Here is a 20,820-nt window from a genome sequence, read left to right as displayed (position 1 = left end):
CCTCGACTCCTCCGACACGATGATCCCTTCCGCTGAGACAAACCGCCCCAGCTTCTCCGATCACCATCCGACCCACAAGATCTCAGACAGTCCCGGGCTGGTGCGCCTGGGGTTTGGTGTGCCTTGAGATTGGGTGGCGTGGTGTGCGGGGTTGCGTGGTGTGCCGGGGGTGGGATTCGGGGGATAACGTTCAGGGGTGGAGGTTGCGCAGGGGTGGGACAGTGTTGCGACGATTGCGGAGGGGTGGGTGTGGCGGCGGCCTCGGCGGGTGGAGGTGGGGGAGCAGTTGCGGCGGGAGAGCTTGTTCTTGCCTTGGTTGGTTTCGCGGGTGTCGGTGGCGGTGCCCGTTCCCGAGGTGGTGGGGGAGGAGCCGATCGTCGTGCGGCATCGGATGATCGTGGGGGAGGCCGTGATTGAGCCGCGGGTGGCGCATGGGGTGGCATTGGGTGCGTTTCTGCGTGAGCTGCATGATTGCTCGGTGGGCGAGGCGGAGCGGCACGGCCTTTCGGGCGCTGGGCGGACCGCGGTGGATCGGGCGGCGGCCGTGGGGCGGTTCCGGGAGGAGGTGTTGCCCTTGTTGCCCGCGGAATCGAGGTCGGCTGCCGAAGAATTGCTCGACGCGATCCCGGGGCTTCCGGCGGACACCGTGGTGCACGGCGATCTCGGGCCCGATCATGTCCTGGTCGAGGGCGACCGGCTCACCGGCGTCATCGATTTCGGGGACGCCCACGTCGGCGATTCGGCCATCGATCTGGCCTGGGCCCTGTACGGCACCCCGGCCCCGTTTCGTCACGCGCTCGCCGAGAGCTACGGCGTCACCCTCGAGGAACGCGAGCGGGCACTCCTGTGGCATCGGCTGGGTCCGTGGTTCGAGGTCGTCCACGGCCGAATGACGGCCGACGACAACCTGATTCGCGGCGGCCTCGCCGGCGTCCTCGCCCGCCTCACCACGACACGTTCAGCTCGGCGGAGTACGGAATAGCTGGGGCGCAGTGGAATTGGTCGCCGTGCTCCGCTTCCCGTGCCCGGATCGCCGTGTTGCTGCTCCGCTGGTCGCACCTCGTGCGGTGGTGCCGGTGCTTCGCTGGTCGTGCCCTGACCGCAGTGCCTGTGATTCACTGTCCGCGCCCGGACCGCGGTGTCGGTCCTCTACTGTTCATGCCTCGGATCGTGGCGCAGGTGGTCTGTAGTTCGTGCCCCGGATCGGTGCCAGTGGTCTGCTGTTCATCCCCCGGACGGCAGTGCCGGGGATTCACTGCCCGCGCCCGGGCCGCCGTGCCGGTCATTTGCTGGTCGTGCCTCGGGCCGTGGTGCCGGTGGTCTGCTGGGTCGTGCCCTGGAGCGCGGTGCCAGTGGTCTCCTGTTCGTGCCCTGGTGCCAGTGGTCTGCTGTTGCTCCTACCGTAGTGCCGATCTTCTGCTGTTCGTGCTCCGGATCGTGGAGCCGATGCTCCGCTGCCGGTGCCCCCGGACCGTGGTGCTGGTCTTCCGCTGCCTGTACCCCAGACCCGTGGTGCCGGTCCTCTGCTATTCGCGCCCCGGCTCGTAACGCCGGTACTTTGCTGCCCGCACCCCGCACCCCGCACCCCGCACCCCGCGCCCCGTACCCGTGCCGTGGTGCCGGTGCGCTGCTGTTCGTGCCTCGGATCGTGGTGCCGGTGCCCCTACGCTTCGCGCCTCGGATCGTGGTGCCGGTGGTCTGCTGCCTGTACCCCGGATCGCGGTGCCGGTCCCCTGCGCCCGCGCCCGGACCGTGGACCCCGGACCGGCATTGATGTGATCGCGAATGCTTTTGAACAGCACCGGAATTCCCGAATTGTCGACGCGAGCGCCACGATGCATCCCACCAAAGAATCCGGAACGCACAAGGCCCCGCCCCCTCACCCCCCAGCCGGATCCGGCCCACCCGGATTACACAACGCCTGCACCGTCGCCTCATACCCCACCGCGGGCCGCCACGGCTCGAGATTCCAACTCGGCTTGTTCGGCTTCACCAACCGCGCCCACTCCCAATGACACCGGAACTGGTCGTACATCCCGGGTGAGTCGGCGTCCGGGCTCGCCGCGACGACCTCGCCCCACGCCCGATCCAGCGCGGCGGGGAAGGTGTCGGCCCGCCCGGCGGCGGTCGGATAGACATAGAGGCGACGGCCGTCCGCGTCGTCGATCCACTCGGTGTGATCGATCAGCGGAACGTCGGCGTACATGTCCACCGTCGGCAATGCCGCCGCGGGCGTCGGGCTGGATGTCGGCGCGGGCGCGACCGTAATGGTCGGGCTGGGCGGGGCGGCGATCGGTTCGGCGGGGTCGTCCGAACCGCAACCGGCCGTCATCGGCATGAGGATCGCCGACGCCACCACGCCGAATCCCAGGATGCGCAGCCGCACGGAAACCCCTTCTGTCGCGGTCGTCTCGCCCGGCCACGCTACCCGGTCGGCCCGAATGCCGGGAATTCGCTTGTCCGCGAGCGGGCCACCGCGACGCCTGTCTTGACCGATATGCCGCCCGAATCGACGTACAGTAATACCGTGGCCGCTCAGCTGACCAGGGGACAGGTGGACCGACTCACCGTCGACGACGTCGTCGTGGCCGTCCGGCACGCCGAACCGGTCGACATCTCCGCCCTGCTGCTCGACGCTTCCGGGCGCGTGCGCAACGAGGCGGACCTCGTCTTCTACAACAAACCGAACGTCCCGGGCGTGCGCCTGCTGTCGGGGGAGATCCCCACCCTCGCGGTCGGGCTGCGCCAGCTCACCCCCGACATCGAGCATGTGCGCGTCGTGGTCACCCTCGACGACCGGCAGGCCCATTTCGGCGACTACCCGCCGCCCGTGGTGCGCATTGAGGACCCTTCCGGAAACCTGGTCTACGAGTACGTGATCGAGGGCCTCGGCCCCGAATCCACGGTCATCGCCTGCGATCTGGACCGGGTCGGCGCCGAATGGCAGGTGCGCATGCTCGGCCACGGTTACGCTGCGGGATTCGAGGCGTTGGTCAAGGCGCACGGCGTGCCCGTCGGCGGCCCGGCGGCGGAGTGGTCCTATCGCGGTCCGGCGATGCTCGATCCGGGGCAGGAGGTGTCGCTGCACGAGATCCGCAAGGGCGACCTGACCATGCTCAAGCTCGGGCTCGCCTGGGATCCGGTGAAGGTGCACGGCGCGCGCGGCTGGCGCGATCTGGAGATCGACCTGGACGCCTCGGCGCTGCTGTTCGTCGGCCACGCCCTCGCCGATTACGCCTTCTACCACCAACTTTCATCGCGCAACGGGGCCGTGCGGCACTCCGGCGACAACGTGACCGGTGACGGCAAGGGCGACGACGAGGTCATCACCGTGGATCTGGCGCGGCTGCCGCAGCAGGTGAGTTCGGTGGTGTTCGTGGTGACCTCCTACGCCGGGCACACTTTCGAACGGGTTCGCAACGGGTATTGGCGGCTGATCGACGGCGTCACCAATGCCGAACTGGCGCGCGGGAATCTGCGCGCGGGCGGGCAGAACACCGGCATGATCGTGGCCAAGGTTTTCCGCGACGACGCGCACTGGCGGCTGGCCGCGATCGGCGCGCCCATCGTCGCCGGGCATCCGGTGGAGGCCGTGCAGCCGGTGACGCAGTATCTGTGAGCCCTGCCGGTGGCGAGCAAAGGTTTGCCGGGCGCTGGTGTTCGGGGCGCGGTGACCCTACTATGTCCTCCGCAGGGGCGGCCCGGAAATCCGGGTCTTGTTCCGGTCGAGCGGTACCTGAATCGTGGCTGTAGCCGGAAGCGTCGACGGTAGGGGAACTGATGTCGTCACGGGCTGTGAAATGCCTTGTCTGGGAAGTGGACAACACCCTGTGGGACGGGGTCGTCTGCGACTCCAGCAGCGGTGCGCTGCGACCGGACGCGTTGCGCGCGATGCGGACGCTGGCTCGACGCGGCGTCGTGCACGCCGTCGCCAGCCGCGGTGAATGGGCCTGGACGACGGGCAAATTGCGCAAACACGGCCTCGACGAATTGTTTGCCGTGGTCGAGGTCGGGTGGGGCCGCAAATCCGCGGCGATCCACCGCATCGCCCAGCAACTCCGCGTCGACCTCGCCGCCGTCGGCTACATCGACGCCGAACCCCTCGAACGCAGCGAGGTAGCCCACGCCCTGCCCCAGGTCCGCTGCTACGCCGCCCGCCACGTGGACGTCCTCACGGCCCTCCAGGAATTCCGCGCCCCCACCACCTCCGCCCCACCCCCCACCTCGCCGATGGGCTTCTCCCACATAGCCGCCCAGTAGGAGCAGCCGCACCCCTTGTTCACCGTCGCACCCTTTGCAATGAGTGTGACGCCCAATAAAGGGTGCGGCTGAGCTGTGCATGGCAACCCAGCCGCACCCTTTATCGGGATCCGCACCCCCTGCAACGAGTGCGACGCCCAATAAGGGGTGCGGCTGGGCTGTGTTAGGCAACCCAGCCGCACCGCTTGTTCACGAACGCACACCGTGCAAGGAGTGCGGCCCGAACAGAGCAAGCGTCAATTCCTGTGGATCGCAAACGATTCAGATTGTTCGCAACCATTGATCGAGGGCTGTGAAGTCGCCGTCGTCGAGCCCGCGGAAGGACTCGACGTGGCGTAGGAACGCGCGGGCGGGATGGTGTGCGCGGACCCAATCGCGGTCGGCGTCTGTGATCTCGTCGTCGATCCATGCGAACGGGCGGCCGCCCGCCCAGTCCACCAGTGTCCGGGTCTTCCAACACAATCCGAACCATTGGTCCTCGCGTTCGTGCTCGGCGGAGGAGTCGGGCCAGCGCACGACCGGCAGCGGTGGCAGTCCGATCCGGGGCGCGATCTCGGCGTTCGCGTCGTCTTCCCATGTAGTGGCCCAGACCAACTCGCACGGCAGCGCTGCCAGTCGACGCCCCAGCTCGGGGGTGAGCCGCGACAGGCGCGCGTCCGGTACGACATCGCGCGGTCGGTGTCGAGGGTCCTCACCGAACGGGAGAAGCGGCCCATCGACATCGAGGAACAGCAGCGGGCGTTGCGATCGGCCGATCATGCCTGCTCACGTTCGGCGAGAACGCCGCGGTCGAATCGCGCTCTGGCACCTTCGGTAACCATGGTCCTCCAACGCGCTATCGCGAAAGACGATGCAAGCCAGCCGCACCCATTATCGGGATCCGCACTCCTTGCAGAGGGTGCGACGCCCAGCAAAGGGTGCGGCTGAGCTTCGTGCACCAACTCAGTCGCACCCGTTATCGGGATCCGCACCCTTTGCAGGGGGTGCGACGCCCGATAAAGGGTGCGACTGAGCTTCGTGCACCAACCCAGCCGCACCCTTTGTTGGGAGCCGCACACCCTGTAGAGGGTGCGACGGCGAATAAAGGGTGCGGCTGGGTTGGTGGCCCTGTGAATCAGGCGCTGTCGCGGGTGATTTCGACGATGGGGAGGGTGAGGGCAGCGGGGGCCGACGCGGGTACCACCGGGTGGTTCGGGGGGATGGGGGACAGGCGGCGGTAGGCGTGGGTTTGGGGTGGGCGGGTGTCGTTCTCGCCCTTGTTGGGCCAGAGGGCGGCGGCGCGTTCGGCTTGGGCGGTGATCGTGAGGGAGGGGTTGACGCCCAGGTTGGCCGAGACGGCGGCGCCGTCGACGACGCTGAGGGTCGGATAGCCGAAGACGCGGTGGTACGCGTCGATGACGCCGTGCTCGGGGTCCGTGCCGATGGGGGCGCCACCGAGGAAGTGGGCGGTCAGCGGGATATTGAAGACCTCGCCCCAGCTGCCGCCCGCGATACCGCCGATCTGATCGGCCACGCGGCGCGTGACATCGTTGCCCGCCGGAATCCACGTCGGATTCGGTTCGCCGTGGCCCTGTTTCGAGGTCAGCTTGCGCCCGAACAACCCACGCTTGGTGTAGGTGGTGATCGAGTTGTCCAGATGCTGCATGACCAGGCAGATGATGGTGCGCTCGCTCCAGTTCTTCACCGTCAGCATCGACACCAGCTTCACCGGATGCCGCAGCACCTCCAGCACGAACCGCAGCCACCGCGGGATCCGGCCGCCGCCGTCGACCATCAACGTCTGCAACAGGCCCATCGCGTTCGAACCCTTGCCGTAGCGCACCGGCTCGATATGGGTGTCCTCGGTCGGATGGATCGACGAGGTGATCGCCACGCCCCGGGTGAAGTCCCGGCTGGGGTCCACCCGCCGGGTCGCCGCCCCGACGATCGACTCCGAATTGGTGCGGGTGAGCTGACCCAGCCGCGGCGACAACCCGGGCAGAATCCCCTTGTCCCGCATGGCGAACAGCAACTGCTGCGTGCCCCGCGTCCCCGCCGCGAGCACCACGTGCCCGGCCGTGTAGGACTTCGGCGCCTTGCGCACCCACGCCCCGGTGCGCTGGGTGTCGACCTGCCAGCAACCGTCCGGCAGCGGCCGCACCGCATTCACCGTCGTCAACGGAATCACCTGCGCCCCAGCCTTTTCCGCGAGATACAGGTAGTTCTTCACCAGCGTGTTCTTCGCGCCGTGGCGGCAGCCGGTCATGCACTCGCCGCACTCCAGGCAGCCCGTGCGGTCCGGCCCGACGCCACCGAAGTACGGGTCGGCCACGGTTTCGCCGGGCTTTCCGAAGAACACCCCGACCGGAGTTTGCACGAACGTGTCACCCACGCCCATGTCCTCGGCGACCTTGCGGAACACCTCGTCGGCGGGGGTGATATGCGGATTGCGCACCACGCCCAGCATTTTCGTGGCCTGCTCGTAGTAGGGCGTGAGCTCGGCGCGCCAATCGGTGATGTCGCGCCACTGCGCGTCGCGGAAGAACGGCTCCGGCGGCACGTAGAGGGTGTTGGCGTAGTTCAGCGATCCGCCGCCCACGCCGGCCCCGCCGAGGATCAGCACATTGCGCAGCAGATGGATCCGCTGGATGCCGAAGCAGCCCAGCTTCGGCGCCCACAGGAACTTGCGCAGATCCCAGCTCGTCTTCGGCAGCTCGTCGTCGGCGAAGCGGCGGCCCGCCTCCAGCACGCCGACCCGATAACCCTTCTCGACCAGGCGCAGCGCGGTGACGCTGCCCCCGAAACCCGAGCCCACGACGAGGACATCGAAATCGGTGTCGCGCTGGGGCATGGCCACTCCTTGCTCACGGTCTTACTGTGACGTCCGTAACGTTACTACCGGGTAGCGTACCTGTGTCCAGCGGTATCGGTTACCAACCCGGCTGGCCCGCCAGCGGGACGTTCACCCAACTCGGCCGGGCCGGGTCGAGCTGGAGGTGCTGGGGCAGCATCCCGCTCTCGTTCAGCAGCGGCCGCAGCGGCAGGCTGCGCGGAAAGTTCAACGCGTACACGCTGATTCGCAGCCGATGCCCCGGTTGCAGCACCCCGTCGGTGGGGTTGAGCCCGATGTCGAGGGCCGTGGGCTCGCCGGGCGCCACGGGCTGGCGGGTGTCCAGGGTGAGGATCGGGTACGGGTCGGTGTAGTCACCGTTGGGCGAGCGGGTGGCCCGGCGCTCGTCGACCGCGCGCAGCGAGGCGGCCAGTTGTCCGTAGGTCCATTCGGTGGAGGTGCCGTCGGGCGCGACGTCGTTGAGGGTGACCGCCCAGAAGCCGTCGGTCGCGTCGAGCACGGTGTTCAGATGCACGCTGATCGGGCCCGACACCTGCGTCGGCTCGGCGACCGGTGGGCTGGTGAAGGTGAGCGCCCCGGCCTCGGCGGCGCGGGAGTCGATGGTGCATTCGTTCAGCAGCGAGGTAAGACCGGCCGTGCCCGTCGCGGTGTCCTGCGAGCACAGCGTCGCGGTCATACTCGGCGCGACGGTCAGCCGGGCCGGAGCGCCGGGCGCGGTGGTCAGGCTGCCGTCGTGCGCGCTGGCCGCGGTGCCCGTGGGCGCGGCGTCGAGGTACAGCCGCCGGTATTCGCCTCCCGGACGCGGGAATCGGTCCGCGGTCGCCCAGCCGCCGCCCTGCTGCCAGGTGGTCACCGGGGCGAATCCGTCGACGCCGTTGTCGATTCCCTTGAGCCACTTGTCGAACCACGCGCGTTGCAGCACGTCCAGCCGCGGCGGCGCGCCCGCCTCGCCGAGGCCCGAACTCGAGGTGATGTGAAAGGTGTTGCCCATCATCAGCTTCTTCTCGCTGTCGGGCAACGGGATCGCGCGGTAGATCGAGGTCTGGTCGTAGCTGAAGATGTCGTGCCAGCCGCCGTAGAGGAACGTCGGCACCGCGATGTTCTCCGGATGTCCGAGCCACGCCTGCCGGACCGTGCTGTCGTCGGTGACCAGCGTGCGCAGATAGTCCGGGATCGAATTCACGTCCGGGACCGTCATGGCGGCGGTGAGCGCGTCGAAGAAGGTGAACGGGTCGGCCATCCGGTCGGCCAGCCAACGGGTGTCGAACCGGCCGGTGAGCAGCGACTGCACATCGGGCACCAGCTTGGTCACATCGACCAGCGCCAGCCACAGCGGCAGGAAGCCCACCCCCACCCCGCCGCCGGTGGCGACGATATCGCGCAGCAGATCGCTGCCCGGCACCACCGGGAAGATCGCCTTCAGGCCCGCGGGATGCCGTTCGGCCGTTTGCAATTGGTTGATCGCCGAATACGACGCCCCCGACATGCCCACCGCGCCGTTCGAAAACGGTTGGCGCGCGGCCCATTCCACGACCTCCGCGCCGTCGGCCTGCTCGCGCTCGCCGAAGACCTGCCAGGTGCCCTGCGAGAAGCCGGTGCCGCGCACATCGACGACCACCTGCACATACCCCGAGCGGATCAGCTCCGGATCCACGGTGAACGTGCGCGCGAATCCGCCGGTGAGCGCCCCCGCGATATCCCCGCCGTTGAGCCCGAGGCCGGTCTGGTCGAACGCCTTCAGGACGTTCACCAGCGCGTCGCGCAGCGGCGGAATCCCCAGCGCCGCATCGGCGAAGGCGGAGATGAGTTTGGTGTAGGGCGTCAGATTCACCACGACGGGCAGCCGCTCGGCCGCCGGGCCCGACGCGTCCGCCGGGCGGTACACATTGGCCTTCAGGATCGTGCCGTCGCTCATCGTGATCGGCACGTCCCAATCGACGTGCACGCCGGGATACTGCTGCGGGCCGTCGTGCAGCGCGGTCCAGTCGGCGGGGTCGCCCGCGGTCGCGGGCGTGACGGGCGCGAAGGCCAGCGCGCCGAACGTCAGCGACGACACGGTCGCGGTCAGCAGGACTCGAATCCGACGGCGTCGTCGAAACATCATGTCACCCCATGCCTTCGGCGACCGGACCCCGCAGTCCGGTCTTCTACCGACGAGTAACCGTAGTCTGTCGCACATCGGCGCACAAATGTGGCGCATTCCACGGGAAGCGCTGATCTCTGTTGTATGCACTGCTCTCGCTATGGCATGCTGGTCGGATGACGGGGACCACGCCGCGGGCGCGCGCACGCGCCCGGACCATGGAGGACATCGTCCGGATCGGCCGCGAGCATCTGGCCGTGCACGGGGCGGCGGCGCTGTCGCTGCGCGCGGTCGCCCGGGATCTGGGGGTGGTGTCCTCGGCGGTCTACCGCTATGTCCGCAGCCGCGACGAACTGCTGACCCTGCTGGTGGTCGACGGCTACACCGAGCTCGCCGACGCCGTCGACGCGGCGTTGGCCGCCGGGCCGGACGATCCGGCGCAGGGCGTGCGCGTGGTGGGCCGGGCCGTGCGGGAGTGGGCGCTGGCCGAACCCGCCCGCTACGGACTGCTCTTCGGCACGCCGGTTCCGGGTTACGAGGCGCCCGCCGAGCAGACGGTCGCGCCGGGCACGCGGGTGATCTACACGCTGTTGCGCGTGATCGAAAAGGCTTATGCCGCAGGGCTGCTCACCGCGCCGGATCCGGCGCCCGCGCTGGGAGAGCCGCTGACGGGCGATATCGCCCGTATCCGCGCGGAACTCGGCCTGGAGCTGCCGGATTGGCTGATGGCGCGGGCGATTTCGGTGTGGACGGGGTTGTTCGGGGCAGTGACCTTCGACGTGTTCGATCAGTACGGCGCGGACACCTTCGGCGATCGCGCCCAGCTGTTCGAACGGCATCTGGACAATCTGGACGGCATACTGGGGTTGCCGGTCCCGTCGCGGGAGTAGAGCGGACCCACCCGATGTGCATTTGTCGCAGACATCGTGCAGGATGTCACAACTTGTAGGAAAGGCATTCTCAGGTTCCCCTCAGCACGGTGATGTGAGACTGAACGGCGAGATGAACGATCAAACCGAACCGATTCCGGTCGTCCCGGAACCCCGCCCCGGCGGCCGCCGTGCCCGGCACGCGCGACCCGAGGACGAGGCCACGGATCGGTCCGGCGCCCCCGCCGAGCGGCCCGGCCGCGGCGAACCCCCCGGCCCGAGCCGACGGGGGAGAGCCGAATCGGGCGAGGCCGTGCCGCGCGGGGAGCGGGGGAGCGGGGCCGATCCGGTGGGCCGCCGAAGCCGTTCCGCCGCAACGCCTTCCGGGGAGGCGACCGGCCGCCACGGACGGTCGGCGGGGGGACCCGCCGAGGAGTCGGCCGGGCGTCACGGGCGGTCGGCCGCGGCATCGCCGGAGGAGTCGGCGGCGCGTCGCGGGCGGACGGCTGCCGTATCTCCCGAGGAGTCCGCGGGTCCGCGCGGGCGGAGGGCCGCGGTATCTCCGGAGGAGTCGGCCGGGCGGCGGAGCCGGTCTGCCGCAGCGGCTTCCGATGGGGTTTCGGGTCGGCGGAGCCGGGCGGCGGCCGAGGGCGATCGGGCTCGACGTACCCGGAGCATCGATGCCGATCTCGCCGACGCTCCGACCGATCGGTACGAACCGGCGAAGCCGAATCGGGCCACTCGGCGCGCTATGGCCGCGCGGCCGCCCAGCAAGGCGGCTCGTGCCGCGCGGATGGCGGGGCGGCTGGCCGCGGCGGCCACGGCCGTGATCGTGGTGTCGGGCACGGGATTCGCCTACTACACCGAGCGCAGCGTGAACGAGGGCTTCACCCGGTCCAACGTGATCAGCGAGGCCGACGCGGCCGCCCTCGACGGCGATCTGAACATCCTGCTCATCGGCCTGGACACCCGCAAGGACCAGAACGGCAACGACCTGCCCAAGGACATCCTCGACCAGTTGCACGCGGGCGACGGCAGCGAGGGCGGCTACAACGCGAATTCGCTGATCCTGGTGCACATTCCGAAGGATCTGAAGAAGATCACCGCCTTCTCCATCCCGCGCGACGACTACGTCGCGGTGAGCGGCATCCCGGGCTACGACCACGCCAAGATCAAGGAGGCGTACGGCCTGAAGAAGGCCACGGTCGAGCAGAAACTGGAGAACCAGGGCGTCAAGGACAAGGTCGAACTGGAGCGGCAGGGCCGCGAGGCCGGGCGCGAATCCATCGTGCAGACCGTCAAGGCGCTGACGGGGGTGCCGATCAACCGGTTCGCCGAGATCTCGCTGGTCGGGTTCTACGATCTGGCCAATATCCTCGGCGGCGTGGACGTGTGCCTCAACCACGCGGTCAACGACGAGTACTACTCCGGCGCGGTGTTCCCCGCCGGGCGGCAGCATCTGGACGCGGCCAACGCCCTGTCGTTCGTGCGCCAGCGGCACGGCCTGGACAACGGCGACCTCGATCGCACCCACCGCCAGCAGGCGTTCCTCACCTCGGTGGCCAAGCAGCTCAAGGATTCCGGGACGCTGACCAATGTCGGCAAGTTGCAGCAGTTGATCACCGCCGCGCAGAACGACGTGGTGCTCTCCCAGGGCTGGAACCTGCTCGACTTCGCCCAGACCATGGGCAAGGCCGGGTCGATCCCCATCGAGTTCCAGACGCTGCCGGTGAAGGCGTACGACAATGTCGACGGCCAGGACGTCAACGTCGTCGACCCCGCCGAGATCAAGAAGACCGTGCGCGCCGCGTTCGGCGTGCAGGCGCCGCAGCCGACCGCCCCCAAGACCGCGCCGCTGAGCACCGTGGACGTGCGCAATTCGGGCGCGGGCGGGGGCATGGCGGGCAAGGTGCTGAACTTCTTGGCGGGCAAGGGTTTCCATCAGGGCGACGCCGCCAACGCGCAGTACGGCGACGGCTCCAGCTCGGTGGTCTACTACCCGTCCAGCAGTACCGACGCCGACGCCACCCAGGTCGCCGATATGCTCGGCGGGCTGCCCACCGCGCCGTCGAAGAACGTGGAGGCGGGGCATGTGCGCGTCGTGCTGGGCAGCGATTTCAGCCTGCCCGACGATTCGGCGTCCTCCGGTTCGTCGACGAGCACGACGACCACGAGCGGGTCCGCCGCCACCTCCACGTCGAGTTCCGCTGCGGCGCAGGCGAGTTCGGGTATGGACGGCCTGCCCGACTCCGGTAAGCCGGTCACCACGAGCATCGGGTCCGATATTCCCTGTGTGAATTGACGCGCGGCGCGCGCTCGTTCGCGGCGGGTGCACCCGTAGGATGCCCCGGTGACCGGATACGACGACGCGTTCGACCACCTCGACACCTCGGCCCTGCCGCCGCGCCAGCAGCGCATCCTCGCCACCATCCAGGAGTGGGTGGTGCGCCACGGATATCCGCCGTGCACACGGGAATTGGGCGAGGCGGTCGGGCTGCGGTCCACGTCGTCGGTGTCGAAACATCTGAAGGCGTTGGAGGACAAGGGTTTCCTGCGGCGCGGGGAGACGGTGGCGCGGCCGATCGATGTGCGGCTGTTCCTGCGGTCGGCCGCGCCGCGCGAGCGCGACGAGGACGCGGTGGCGGTCCCGGTGGTCGGCGACATCGCGGCGGGCACGCCGATCCTCGCCGAGGAGCACACCGACGACATGCTCACCCTCTCGCGTCAGATGGTCGGGCGCGGAACGGTTTTCGCGCTGCGGGTGCGCGGCGACTCGATGATCGACGCGGCGATCTGCGACGGCGACATCGTGGTGGTCCGCCAGCAGCACGAGGCGCATTCCGGTGACATCGTGGCCGCCATGATCGACGAGGAGGCCACGGTGAAGGTCTATCGGCGGCGCGGCGGGCACGTCTTCCTCGAGCCGCGCAACCCCGCCTACGAGGTCATCGACGGGGATCGGGCGGTGATCCTCGGCCGGGTGGTGTCGGTGATGCGGCGCATGTGATCGTTTGTCTCGATTCGGGCCGGGTACGGAGTCGATATATCCCGGCACACCGAACCGAGGACCAGGTCATGACGACAGCAGCGACGAATCCGGCGGCCATCGAGCAGTGGCCGCAGCCCGCGCGGCAGGCGGCGCGACGTCTGCTCGACACCTACGGCGCCCCGCACGAGGCCACCGACAGCGCCCTGACCTGGCACGGTGTCGGCCCGTGGAAACGCATCACCGCCTCGCGCGCCTACGCCGAGCACAATTTCCCAGCGCCGCACACGGATTCGATCGAGGCCGTGATCGACTATCCCGTCCCGGTCGCCATGTACTCGACCCTGGCCCGGTTCGACGGCAGCCTCACCCTCGACCGCACCACCGGCGAGGTCCGCTCCCGCTGCCACGACGAACCCGCCAACCTGCTCACCCTCAACCTCATGCACGACATCGTCGAGGGCACCCGTTCCCCTGACCAGGCCCGCGCCTACTACACCAAGGAATTCCTCGACGCCCGCCGCGGCAAGCCCACCCCCTACATGACCGCCCTCCGCTTCACCCCCCACTCCGCCCCCGACCCCGACACCCCCCTCATCTCCGACTCCGACCTCACCGCCGCCGAAGCCGAGGCCACCCCCACCTGACCAACCCCAGCCGCACCCTTTGTTCGCATCCGCACCCCCTTCGGGGCTCTGCAACGGGTGCGGATTCGAATAAAGGGTGCGGCTGGGTTGCCTTGCGGGGGTGGGGGTTCGGGTCAGAGGCGGGTGGTGGTGAGGGCCCAGGTGGCGTAGGGGATGGTGAGGGGGGTGTCGGTGAGGGTGGTGTCGAGGGTGGTGAGGATTTCGGTGACCGTGTCGGGTGGGAGGGTGCTCAGGCCGCCGGTGGTCGGGAGCATGTCGAGGAGTTCGGGGCGGGTGTAGGTGCGGTGCCAGTCGTAGCGCCGGATCTCGGGGGCGGTGAAGCCGCCCGTCTCGCGGATGGCGTCGGCGGCCCGGGTGTAGAGGGCGCCGTAGGCGTCGAGCATCGGGCGGTCGGGGGTGAGGGTGAGGGGTGAGTCGGGGGCCGCGCGGCGGAAGGCGGCGGCGAGGGCCTCGGTCAGGGCGGGTGGGAGTTGGTAGACGTGACCGAACGGGGCCAGCACCCCGCCGGGGCGCAGCACCTGGGCGGCCTTGACCGCGCCCGCGACCGGATCCACCCAATGCCAGGCCGTGCCCGAGACGATCGCGTCGAAGACGCGGCCGCCCGCGTCCCACGCTTCGAAGGTGCCGACCTCCACCTCGATCCCGGTGCCGCGCGCGAATTCGGCCATGCGTGAATCGGGTTCGACGCCGAGCACCACGCACCCGGCGTCGCGGAACTGGCGGGCCTCGATACCCGTCCCGCAGCCGACGTCGAGGACGCGCGGGCCGGGCGCGGCCGCGACGATCCGTTCGATCATGGCGACCGGATACGGGGGCCGGGCGCGGTCGTACCGTTCGGCGTCGACTCCGAAGGACTCGGCCATGCGGCGATGCGTGTGCGGAGCGGGAGGAGTGGTCATGCGCCCACTCTAATGGGCGCATGCCCACTGAAGTAATGTGTTCGCTCCGAGTGAAAGGAGGGATGCGTGCCAACCGGTGTGGCGCTACAGGATCCGCGTCGGCAGCTGTTCGCCGCCGCCGAGCGCGTGCTGCTGCGCGACGGGGCCGCGGCTCTCACGAGTCGTGCGGTCACCGCCGAGGCGGGCGTGGCCAAAGGAGTGCTGCACCGCTATTTCGCCGACTTCGACGCCTTCCTCACCGAGCTGGTCCTCGACCGCATCGCCCGCGTCGAACTCCAGCGCGTCGCCCTGCTCGACGCCGCGGGCACGGGCACCGTCCCCGACCTGCTCACCGCCGCCCTCACCAACCTCTTCGACCCCGTCATGGTCGCGATCGTCGTCCTCGTCATCGCCCGCGACGAACTGCGCGCCCGCCTCCGCGCGGCGGGCACCGCCCGCTTCCCTTTGGTCGGCGAGGCCGCCGCCCTGATCGCCGCGTACCTCACGGCCGAGCGCGACCGCGGGCGCCTCGCCGCCGACGCCGATATCGATACGCTCGCACCGACTCTCATCGGGGCGGCGCAGCTTCTGTACACGGATCGCGCCGAGGGGCCGCCGGAACCGGAGGCGATTCGCCGGGTGGTGGTCACGGTGTTGGCGGGCGTGCTGCGCTGACGATCTATCGAGGCCGTTGTGCCGTACCGCGTCGGCGCTCTGAATTCACCTGTGCCGTAACGCTTCCGTAGTGTTGTCCCCGTCTGGATCGACGATGATCTGCTGTCGGAGGGCGCCCATCACAACGGCGCTGGAAAATGGCTTGCCAGCTCTCCGAGCCCGCTGGCACCTCGACCACCACGACTGAACACCGATGACCGCGAAACTCGCGCCGCCACATCAGGATTGCAGTCGCCCCCGCGGGCGCGACCACGAATTCGAACAGGTGCCTGTGTCACCAACGCGAGTCTGCCGATCAACAAGCTGAATCCGAATCAGCGGAACTACGCCTTCGTGGTCCACCACGACACCGCTCCGCACGGGGCTGCGATATATCGAACAGGACCCCTGTGTATCCGGCACCAATCGGGGGCCAGCCAACTGGCAGCGATAGGGTGTCCGTTGGACGGTTAATGTCGCATGCTCCGCTCGGTGTCGATCCTGTCGGCGTGGCGCGTGTTCGCGGCCCGCCACGCCTGGACCATTGCCGGGCCGCCATGGCCTTCGCTCTCGTCGATGATGAGTTCGCTTGCGGGCCAGGCGCGGTGTAGTCGCCAGGCCAGCACGGCGGGGCCGCTGACATCGTGACGGCCGTGGATGAGTGTGGCCGGGATGCCGTGCAGGCAGTCCATGCGGTCGAGGATCGGCGGTGTCAGGAATCCGTCGTGGGCCCAGTAGTGGGTGACCAGGGTCGCGAAGAGTTCTCGGAACTCGTCGTCTTCCCAGCGGGGATTTCGTTGTACGCCACCGGTTCCGATCGCGATGTGGTGGTCTTCCCACTCCGTCCAGGCGCGGGATGCCGCGCTGCGGACCGCCGGATCGGCATGGGTCATCAGCTGGGCGTAAGCCTCGATGAGGCGGCCGTTGCCGCGCCGGTAGCCGATGCCCGCCTGCTCGGCATGGGTGGCCAGGCGGTCCCAGGCTTCGGGATAGACCGCGCCCACCGTTTCGGTTATCCAATCCACGGCGAATCGGTCGGTGGTGGTGACCGCCATCAGCACCATGCCGTGGACCCGCTCGGGATGAGCCTGTGCGTAGGCCAGTGCCAGGGTCGAACCCCACGAGACGCCGTTGACCAGCCACCGATCGATGTGGAGGTGTTCGCGAATCCGCTCGATGTCCTCGATGAGATGGGGTGTCGTGTTCTGGTCCAGGTTGTAGTCCGGGGTGGTCGCGCGCGGCGTCGATCGCCCGCAGCCGCGCTGGTCGAAGCCGATGATGCGGAACCGCGCCGGGGCGAACTTGTTTCGGTAGGCACCGGTCCCGAGGCCGCCGCCCGGACCACCGTGCAGGTACACGGCGGGGATACCGTCGGGGTTTCCCGACTCCTCCCAGTAGATCTCGTGATCGTCGCCGACTGTCAACAGTCCGGCGGCCCGCACTTCCACGTTGTCGACCACGCTTCGTGACGTTACCGAAGACGACGGCGTATCCCGCGACGGCGCCCAGATCCACCTCGCCGACTTCTTCGGATACGCGCGAGGCTGGAATGCCCACATGGACTGGACGAGGACACCGGAGGCGTTCGAGGCGCTCGCCGCGCGAACCGTGCGTGGTAAGGCGGTGCTGACGATCTGACGCGACCGCCGCGTCGGTGCGCTGAACCAGCCCGGTCCGTACCGCCGCGGCAACGCCTCGGCGGCGAGGGTGGTTGCCGAGATTCTCTGTGCTACAACGGATCTCGTGTATCAAGCAAGCGTCGGGTGTGGCCGGAGATCGGGTCGTTCGTAAGATGCTTGATCTTGGTGTGGGGCTGATCTACTGTCCACCTCACGCTGAACGGAGGTTGTCGTGCACAAGTTGGTGGTTCTGTATCCCGAGCCCGCCGATCCCGACCACTTCCGCGAGTACTACGTGAACACCCATCTTCCGCTGGTCGCGCGGATGCCCGGACTGCTCGCGTGGCGCTACAGCTTCGAGGTGGCGGCTACGGAGGGGGAGACGCCGTACTTCGCGGTCTTCGAGGCCGAGTTCGCCGATGCCGCCGCTATGACCGCGGCGCGGGAGTCGCCGGAGGGGCGGCGGGTGGCCGCGGATGTCGCCAACTATGCCACCGGTGGGGCGGTCGTCATCCACTATCCGGTGCGGAACGGCACGCCCTGAGCGTGGCTCTAGGAAGGCACCGTCACCTCGCTCGGTGACTTGTCGTCCCGCAACCCCCGCCAACTCGGATGGCGCAGCCCATCCCCCGCGTACTCGCGATACTCGATATCCGCGACCAGTACCGGCTCGACCCAGTGCGCCACCGCGGTGACCGTGCGGGGCGGCGGGATGTCGAACGGTGTTGTCGGGCGGGCCAATTCGTCGAGGGTGCGGCGTAGGACCCGCCGGTCGGCGACCGTGAAACCGGTGCCGACATTGCCGATGTGCAGTAACTGCCCCTCTGCGTCGTGTGCGCCGAGGATCAGGGAACCGAAGGTTGGGTGGAATCGGCCGCTGCCGGGGCTCCAGCCGGCCACCACGGCCTCGGTTGTGCGGCGCAGGGGTGTCTTGATCCACGCGGGGGAGCGGCGTCCGGGTTCGTAGATCGATGTGAGGCGTTTGCACACAATGCCTTCCAGGGCGTGGTCGGCGGCCAGCTTCAGCATCGTGTCCGCGTCGACGTCGATCCAGTACGGCGGCACCTGCACCGACGGGCCGGACAGGGCGAGTTTGTCGAGGCGGGCGCGTCGCTCGGTGTAGGGCAGCCGTAGCAGCGAGGTTCCCTCGGAGGCGAGCAGGTCGAACACGAAGAACTGCACCGGATAGTCCGCGATGAGCGCCGGGCCGGGGCGGACCACGTGCATGCGGTGTTGCAGCCGCGCGAACGAGGGCGCGCCCGTCGCGGGGTCCAGGGCCACGATCTCCCCGTCCACGAGCAGGTCGCGCCGGCCCGCCACCGCCGCGACCGCCTCGGCCAGTTCCGGATACGCGCGGGTGACATCGCGTCCGTTGCGGCTGGTGAATTGGCAGCTGCCGCCGCCGCAGCGGGTCACCGAACGCACGCCGTCCCATTTCATCTCGATCGCCCAGTCCCGCCCCGCGCCCTCCGGCGGCCGTCCCGCGACGGCGAGCATGGGCGCCGGAACCGGGGGCACGGCGCGGCTACCGTTCCACCGGATCGACCGGTTCGGTGCAGCTGTCGGGCGGATCGACCTGCGAGCACGACACCGGCGGGCGGGTCGGATGATAGTTCGCGGGCACCCCGCCGTCGCGGGCCAGCGTGGCGTACACCTCCACCGCGTCGGTCGGATGGCGCACGAGCTGGGGATCGTCCACCACGTTCACGGTGTAGAGCCCGAAACGTGGTGTGTAGGAACCCCATTCGTAGTTGTCGGTGAGGCTCCAGTAGTTGTAGCCGATGACGTTCATGCCGTCGGCCTTGGCCCGCTGCAACCAGTAGATCGTGTCGCGCAGGTGGTCGGCGCGGGTGTAGTGGTCCGGGCGCGGCTCGTTGTTCTCCGTCGGCATCCCGTTCTCGACCACGTACAGGGGTTTGCCGGGAAACTGCCGGGCGTAGTGCCGCAGCGCGTAATAGATGCCATCGGTTTGCAGGGGCAGATTCCACATCTCCGGCGCCCCCGCCGCGGTGGCCCCGTCCCGTGGTCCGGGGTCGGGGCCGAAGTAGTAGTCGACGCCGATGAAGTCGAGTTTGTCGCGCACCTTGTCGACGAACGGCTGATTCACCTCGGTCTCCGCGCCCGGCACGAAACCGATGTTGCTGGTGACCCAGGCGCCGGGCTGGAGGCGATGGATGTCGTCGTAGATGGCGTTGTGCGCCTGCGCCAGCCGGTCCATCGCCGCGGGCCACTGCTCGTCGGTGAGCGCGCCGATCCGCCGCTCGGTGCCCAGGTAGGCGCCCGGCTCGTTGATCGTCACCCAGATCGGATCGCGGGCGGCGAAGTGCTCCACCACCTTGCGGGCGTTGGCCAGCCACGCGTCGACCATGCCCGGATCGCGCCAGCCGCCGCGATCGGCGGCCCAGGCCGGATACACCCAGTGATCGAGGGTGAGCATCGGGCGCATCCCGGCGGCGATGATCGCGTTGACCATCGCGTCGTAGCGGGCGAAGGCGGCGTCGTCCCAGCCGTCCGGATCCGGTTGCACCCGAGCCCATTCCACGCTGATGCGGAAGACCTTCGCGCCCAGCCGCGCGGCGCGGTCGATGTCGGCGGCGTATCGATCGAGGAACCGCACCGAATCCTGGTACGGCTCGACCGCGCCGGAGGCGATGTACCGGGTCCAATTGCTTTCGGGCGCGGCGCCTTCGGACTGGAAGCCCGACGCGGCCACACCCCAGAGGAAATCCTCGCCCAAGGACGGCAGCGCGCCCGCGCCCGGTGCGGGGGCGGCGGCCGCCACCACGCCGGTCGTCAGCAGGGAAGCCAGCGCGACCCCCGCCGCCACGAGCCGCCGATGCGTTGACTGTCGCATTCCAGCAACAGTAGCTACGCGATAGCTTCTTGCTGTGTCGCGCTTCGGCGTGTCGCGCGCTCAGGCCGGGCCACGCACCCCGGATCGGGCTCGGCGCGCAGCGTTCCGTGCCGGACGCCCGCCTCGACCGCTCGAGCGAGAACAGTCCCGAGAACGTGCTCTCGACGCGCATCGGCCGCTACGTGACGCTCGCCCCATCACGCCGTCGTGAGCGCGTCGGTTCGCCGGGAGTGGACATGGCCGGACCCAATCGGCCGATCAGCAGATCCGGTCCTGCGGATGCAGGCTGCGCGGCGGCCTGCCGTGGTGGCGGCGGAAGGCGGTGCTGAACGCGAAGGGATTGGTGTAGCCGACCTTCCGCGCGACCGCGGCCACCGGTTCGCCGCCCGCCAGCAGCCCGGCGGCGAGGGTCATCCGCCGACTGGTCAGATACGACAGCGGCGACTCCCCGAACAGGGCGATGAAGCGGCGATACAGCGTCGCGCGCGACACCGCCGCGTGCGCGGCCAGCGATTCGGCCGTCCACGGATGACCCGGACTGGAGTGGATCGCGTAGAGGATGCGCGCCACCACCGGATCCCCCAGCGCCGCATGCCATCCCGGCGAATCCGGCTCCGCGCCCGCCAGCCACGCCCGCAGCGTGTGCGCGAGCAGCGACACCAGCAGCCGGTCCCGCACCACCTGCCGGGCCGGGCCGATGGTGTCGATCTCCTCGTCCAGCAATGCCAGCGCGGGCGAGGTGCCGGATTCCGCTGTGACACAGACATATTCGGGCAAGGCGTCGAGCAGCCTGCGGCCGGCGAGATCGGTGCTGCCGTAGGTTCCGGCAATGACCACCGCGCGCGGGCCGTGGCCCGGCGCGGGCGCGCGCAATGTCGCGCAGTGCCCGTGCGCGTGGTCCGCGCCGCCGCGGATGAGGGCGATATCGCCCGCGCGCAACTCGTCGGCATCGGCGCCGCGGCTGAGCGACGCGTGGCCGTGCAACACCGCGTAGAGGGTCAGCGGCGCGGACCGATCCGCCAGCCACGACCACGGTGACTGGCGATCGGCCCGCCACAGCAACGATCCCTCCGCGCGGATCCCCTGCAGCATCTCCGCGAGCACATCCACGGCTACGACGCTACCGAGTGTGGCGGGCGA

The 20,820-nt window shown here is 69.2% G+C and carries 19 protein-coding genes; 10 read left to right on the top strand and 9 right to left on the bottom strand.

Annotated features, from left to right (window positions below; genetic code table 11):
* The first annotated feature begins 196 nt into the window (after positions 1–196).
* Positions 197–982 (top strand): phosphotransferase, encoded by a 786-nt coding sequence (locus ACFYTQ_RS35155; RefSeq protein WP_387370241.1) that lies wholly within the window; start codon positions 197–199, stop codon positions 980–982.
* Between the two features lie 897 nt (positions 983–1,879).
* Here ACFYTQ_RS35155 and ACFYTQ_RS35150 read toward each other — a convergent pair.
* A complete protein-coding gene (locus ACFYTQ_RS35150; protein WP_387370238.1) occupies positions 1,880–2,386 on the bottom strand; it encodes a DUF2599 domain-containing protein in 507 nt (168 codons plus the stop codon).
* Positions 2,387–2,527: 141 nt separating this feature from the next.
* Between ACFYTQ_RS35150 and ACFYTQ_RS35145 the strand changes: the two genes are divergently transcribed.
* The gene (locus ACFYTQ_RS35145) at positions 2,528–3,619 is read left to right on the top strand and encodes a TerD family protein (RefSeq protein ID WP_387370236.1); all 1,092 of its coding nucleotides are present in this window, start codon (positions 2,528–2,530) and stop codon (positions 3,617–3,619) included.
* Positions 3,620–3,780: 161 nt separating this feature from the next.
* Positions 3,781–4,260, top strand: coding sequence for a hypothetical protein (locus tag ACFYTQ_RS35140; RefSeq protein ID WP_387370234.1), 480 nt, complete (start codon positions 3,781–3,783; stop codon positions 4,258–4,260).
* Between the two features lie 261 nt (positions 4,261–4,521).
* On the opposite strand, the gene ACFYTQ_RS35135 is transcribed toward ACFYTQ_RS35140, so the two are convergent.
* The 3 genes from ACFYTQ_RS35135 to ACFYTQ_RS35125 all read right to left on the bottom strand — a co-directional run bounded on the left by ACFYTQ_RS35135 (position 4,522) and on the right by ACFYTQ_RS35125 (position 9,191).
* The gene (locus ACFYTQ_RS35135) at positions 4,522–5,019 is read right to left on the bottom strand and encodes an HAD domain-containing protein (RefSeq protein WP_387370232.1); all 498 of its coding nucleotides are present in this window, start codon (positions 5,017–5,019) and stop codon (positions 4,522–4,524) included.
* 355 nt (positions 5,020–5,374) lie between these two features.
* Positions 5,375–7,090 (bottom strand): GMC oxidoreductase, encoded by a 1,716-nt coding sequence (locus tag ACFYTQ_RS35130; RefSeq protein WP_387370229.1) that lies wholly within the window; start codon positions 7,088–7,090, stop codon positions 5,375–5,377.
* 79 nt (positions 7,091–7,169) lie between these two features.
* On the bottom strand, positions 7,170–9,191 hold the full coding sequence (locus ACFYTQ_RS35125; protein ID WP_387370248.1) for a CocE/NonD family hydrolase: 2,022 nt from the start codon (positions 9,189–9,191) through the stop codon (positions 7,170–7,172).
* 158 nt (positions 9,192–9,349) lie between these two features.
* Between ACFYTQ_RS35125 and ACFYTQ_RS35120 the strand changes: the two genes are divergently transcribed.
* From ACFYTQ_RS35120 to ACFYTQ_RS35105, 4 genes are all read left to right on the top strand, one after another.
* A complete protein-coding gene (locus ACFYTQ_RS35120; protein ID WP_387370226.1) occupies positions 9,350–10,063 on the top strand; it encodes a TetR/AcrR family transcriptional regulator in 714 nt (237 codons plus the stop codon).
* Positions 10,064–10,793: 730 nt separating this feature from the next.
* The gene (locus ACFYTQ_RS35115) at positions 10,794–12,344 is read left to right on the top strand and encodes an LCP family protein (protein WP_387370223.1); all 1,551 of its coding nucleotides are present in this window, start codon (positions 10,794–10,796) and stop codon (positions 12,342–12,344) included.
* 48 nt (positions 12,345–12,392) lie between these two features.
* On the top strand, positions 12,393–13,049 hold the full coding sequence (lexA, locus tag ACFYTQ_RS35110; protein ID WP_387370221.1) for a transcriptional repressor LexA: 657 nt from the start codon (positions 12,393–12,395) through the stop codon (positions 13,047–13,049).
* A 68-nt stretch (positions 13,050–13,117) separates the two neighbouring features.
* Positions 13,118–13,675 carry a hypothetical protein gene (locus tag ACFYTQ_RS35105; RefSeq protein ID WP_387370219.1) on the top strand — a complete coding sequence of 186 codons (558 nt, stop codon included), beginning with the start codon at positions 13,118–13,120 and terminating at the stop codon, positions 13,673–13,675.
* A gap of 113 nt (positions 13,676–13,788) precedes the next feature.
* On the opposite strand, the gene ACFYTQ_RS35100 is transcribed toward ACFYTQ_RS35105, so the two are convergent.
* The gene (locus tag ACFYTQ_RS35100; RefSeq protein ID WP_387370217.1) at positions 13,789–14,574 is read right to left on the bottom strand and encodes a class I SAM-dependent methyltransferase; all 786 of its coding nucleotides are present in this window, start codon (positions 14,572–14,574) and stop codon (positions 13,789–13,791) included.
* A 66-nt stretch (positions 14,575–14,640) separates the two neighbouring features.
* On the opposite strand from ACFYTQ_RS35100, the gene ACFYTQ_RS35095 reads away from it, so the two are divergent.
* Complete coding sequence (locus ACFYTQ_RS35095; RefSeq protein WP_387370214.1) at positions 14,641–15,228, top strand: TetR family transcriptional regulator; 588 nt, start codon at positions 14,641–14,643, stop codon at positions 15,226–15,228.
* Between the two features lie 449 nt (positions 15,229–15,677).
* Here the strand turns inward: ACFYTQ_RS35095 and pip are convergent, their stop codons facing one another.
* Positions 15,678–16,667: a prolyl aminopeptidase gene (gene pip, locus ACFYTQ_RS35090; protein ID WP_387370212.1), complete on the bottom strand. Its 990-nt coding sequence runs from the start codon at positions 16,665–16,667 to the stop codon at positions 15,678–15,680.
* Here pip and ACFYTQ_RS35085 point away from each other — a divergent pair.
* Positions 16,657–16,845 (top strand): hypothetical protein, encoded by a 189-nt coding sequence (locus tag ACFYTQ_RS35085; RefSeq protein ID WP_387370209.1) that lies wholly within the window; start codon positions 16,657–16,659, stop codon positions 16,843–16,845. The two genes, pip and ACFYTQ_RS35085, sit on opposite strands and share 11 nt — an antisense overlap.
* Positions 16,846–17,058: 213 nt before the next feature.
* Positions 17,059–17,370, top strand: a complete 312-nt coding sequence (locus ACFYTQ_RS35080) for an EthD family reductase (RefSeq protein ID WP_387370206.1) — start codon at positions 17,059–17,061, stop codon at positions 17,368–17,370.
* An 8-nt stretch (positions 17,371–17,378) separates the two neighbouring features.
* Here the strand turns inward: ACFYTQ_RS35080 and ligD are convergent, their stop codons facing one another.
* The 3 genes from ligD to ACFYTQ_RS35065 form a co-directional block, all read right to left on the bottom strand.
* Positions 17,379–18,323: a non-homologous end-joining DNA ligase gene (ligD, locus tag ACFYTQ_RS35075; protein WP_387370245.1), complete on the bottom strand. Its 945-nt coding sequence runs from the start codon at positions 18,321–18,323 to the stop codon at positions 17,379–17,381.
* A gap of 28 nt (positions 18,324–18,351) precedes the next feature.
* Positions 18,352–19,680, bottom strand: a complete 1,329-nt coding sequence (locus ACFYTQ_RS35070; RefSeq protein WP_387370205.1) for a family 1 glycosylhydrolase — start codon at positions 19,678–19,680, stop codon at positions 18,352–18,354.
* Between the two features lie 258 nt (positions 19,681–19,938).
* Entirely contained in the window at positions 19,939–20,790 is an 852-nt protein-coding gene (locus ACFYTQ_RS35065) for an AraC family transcriptional regulator (protein WP_387370202.1), read from the bottom strand.
* Positions 20,791–20,820 lie beyond the last annotated feature (30 nt).

The sequence above is a fragment of the Nocardia sp. NPDC004068 genome (assembly GCF_042874315.1).
Classification (GTDB): domain Bacteria; phylum Actinomycetota; class Actinomycetes; order Mycobacteriales; family Mycobacteriaceae; genus Nocardia.
Note: the sequence above shows the minus strand (reverse complement) of the source record. Positions and strands in the feature narration are given on the sequence as shown.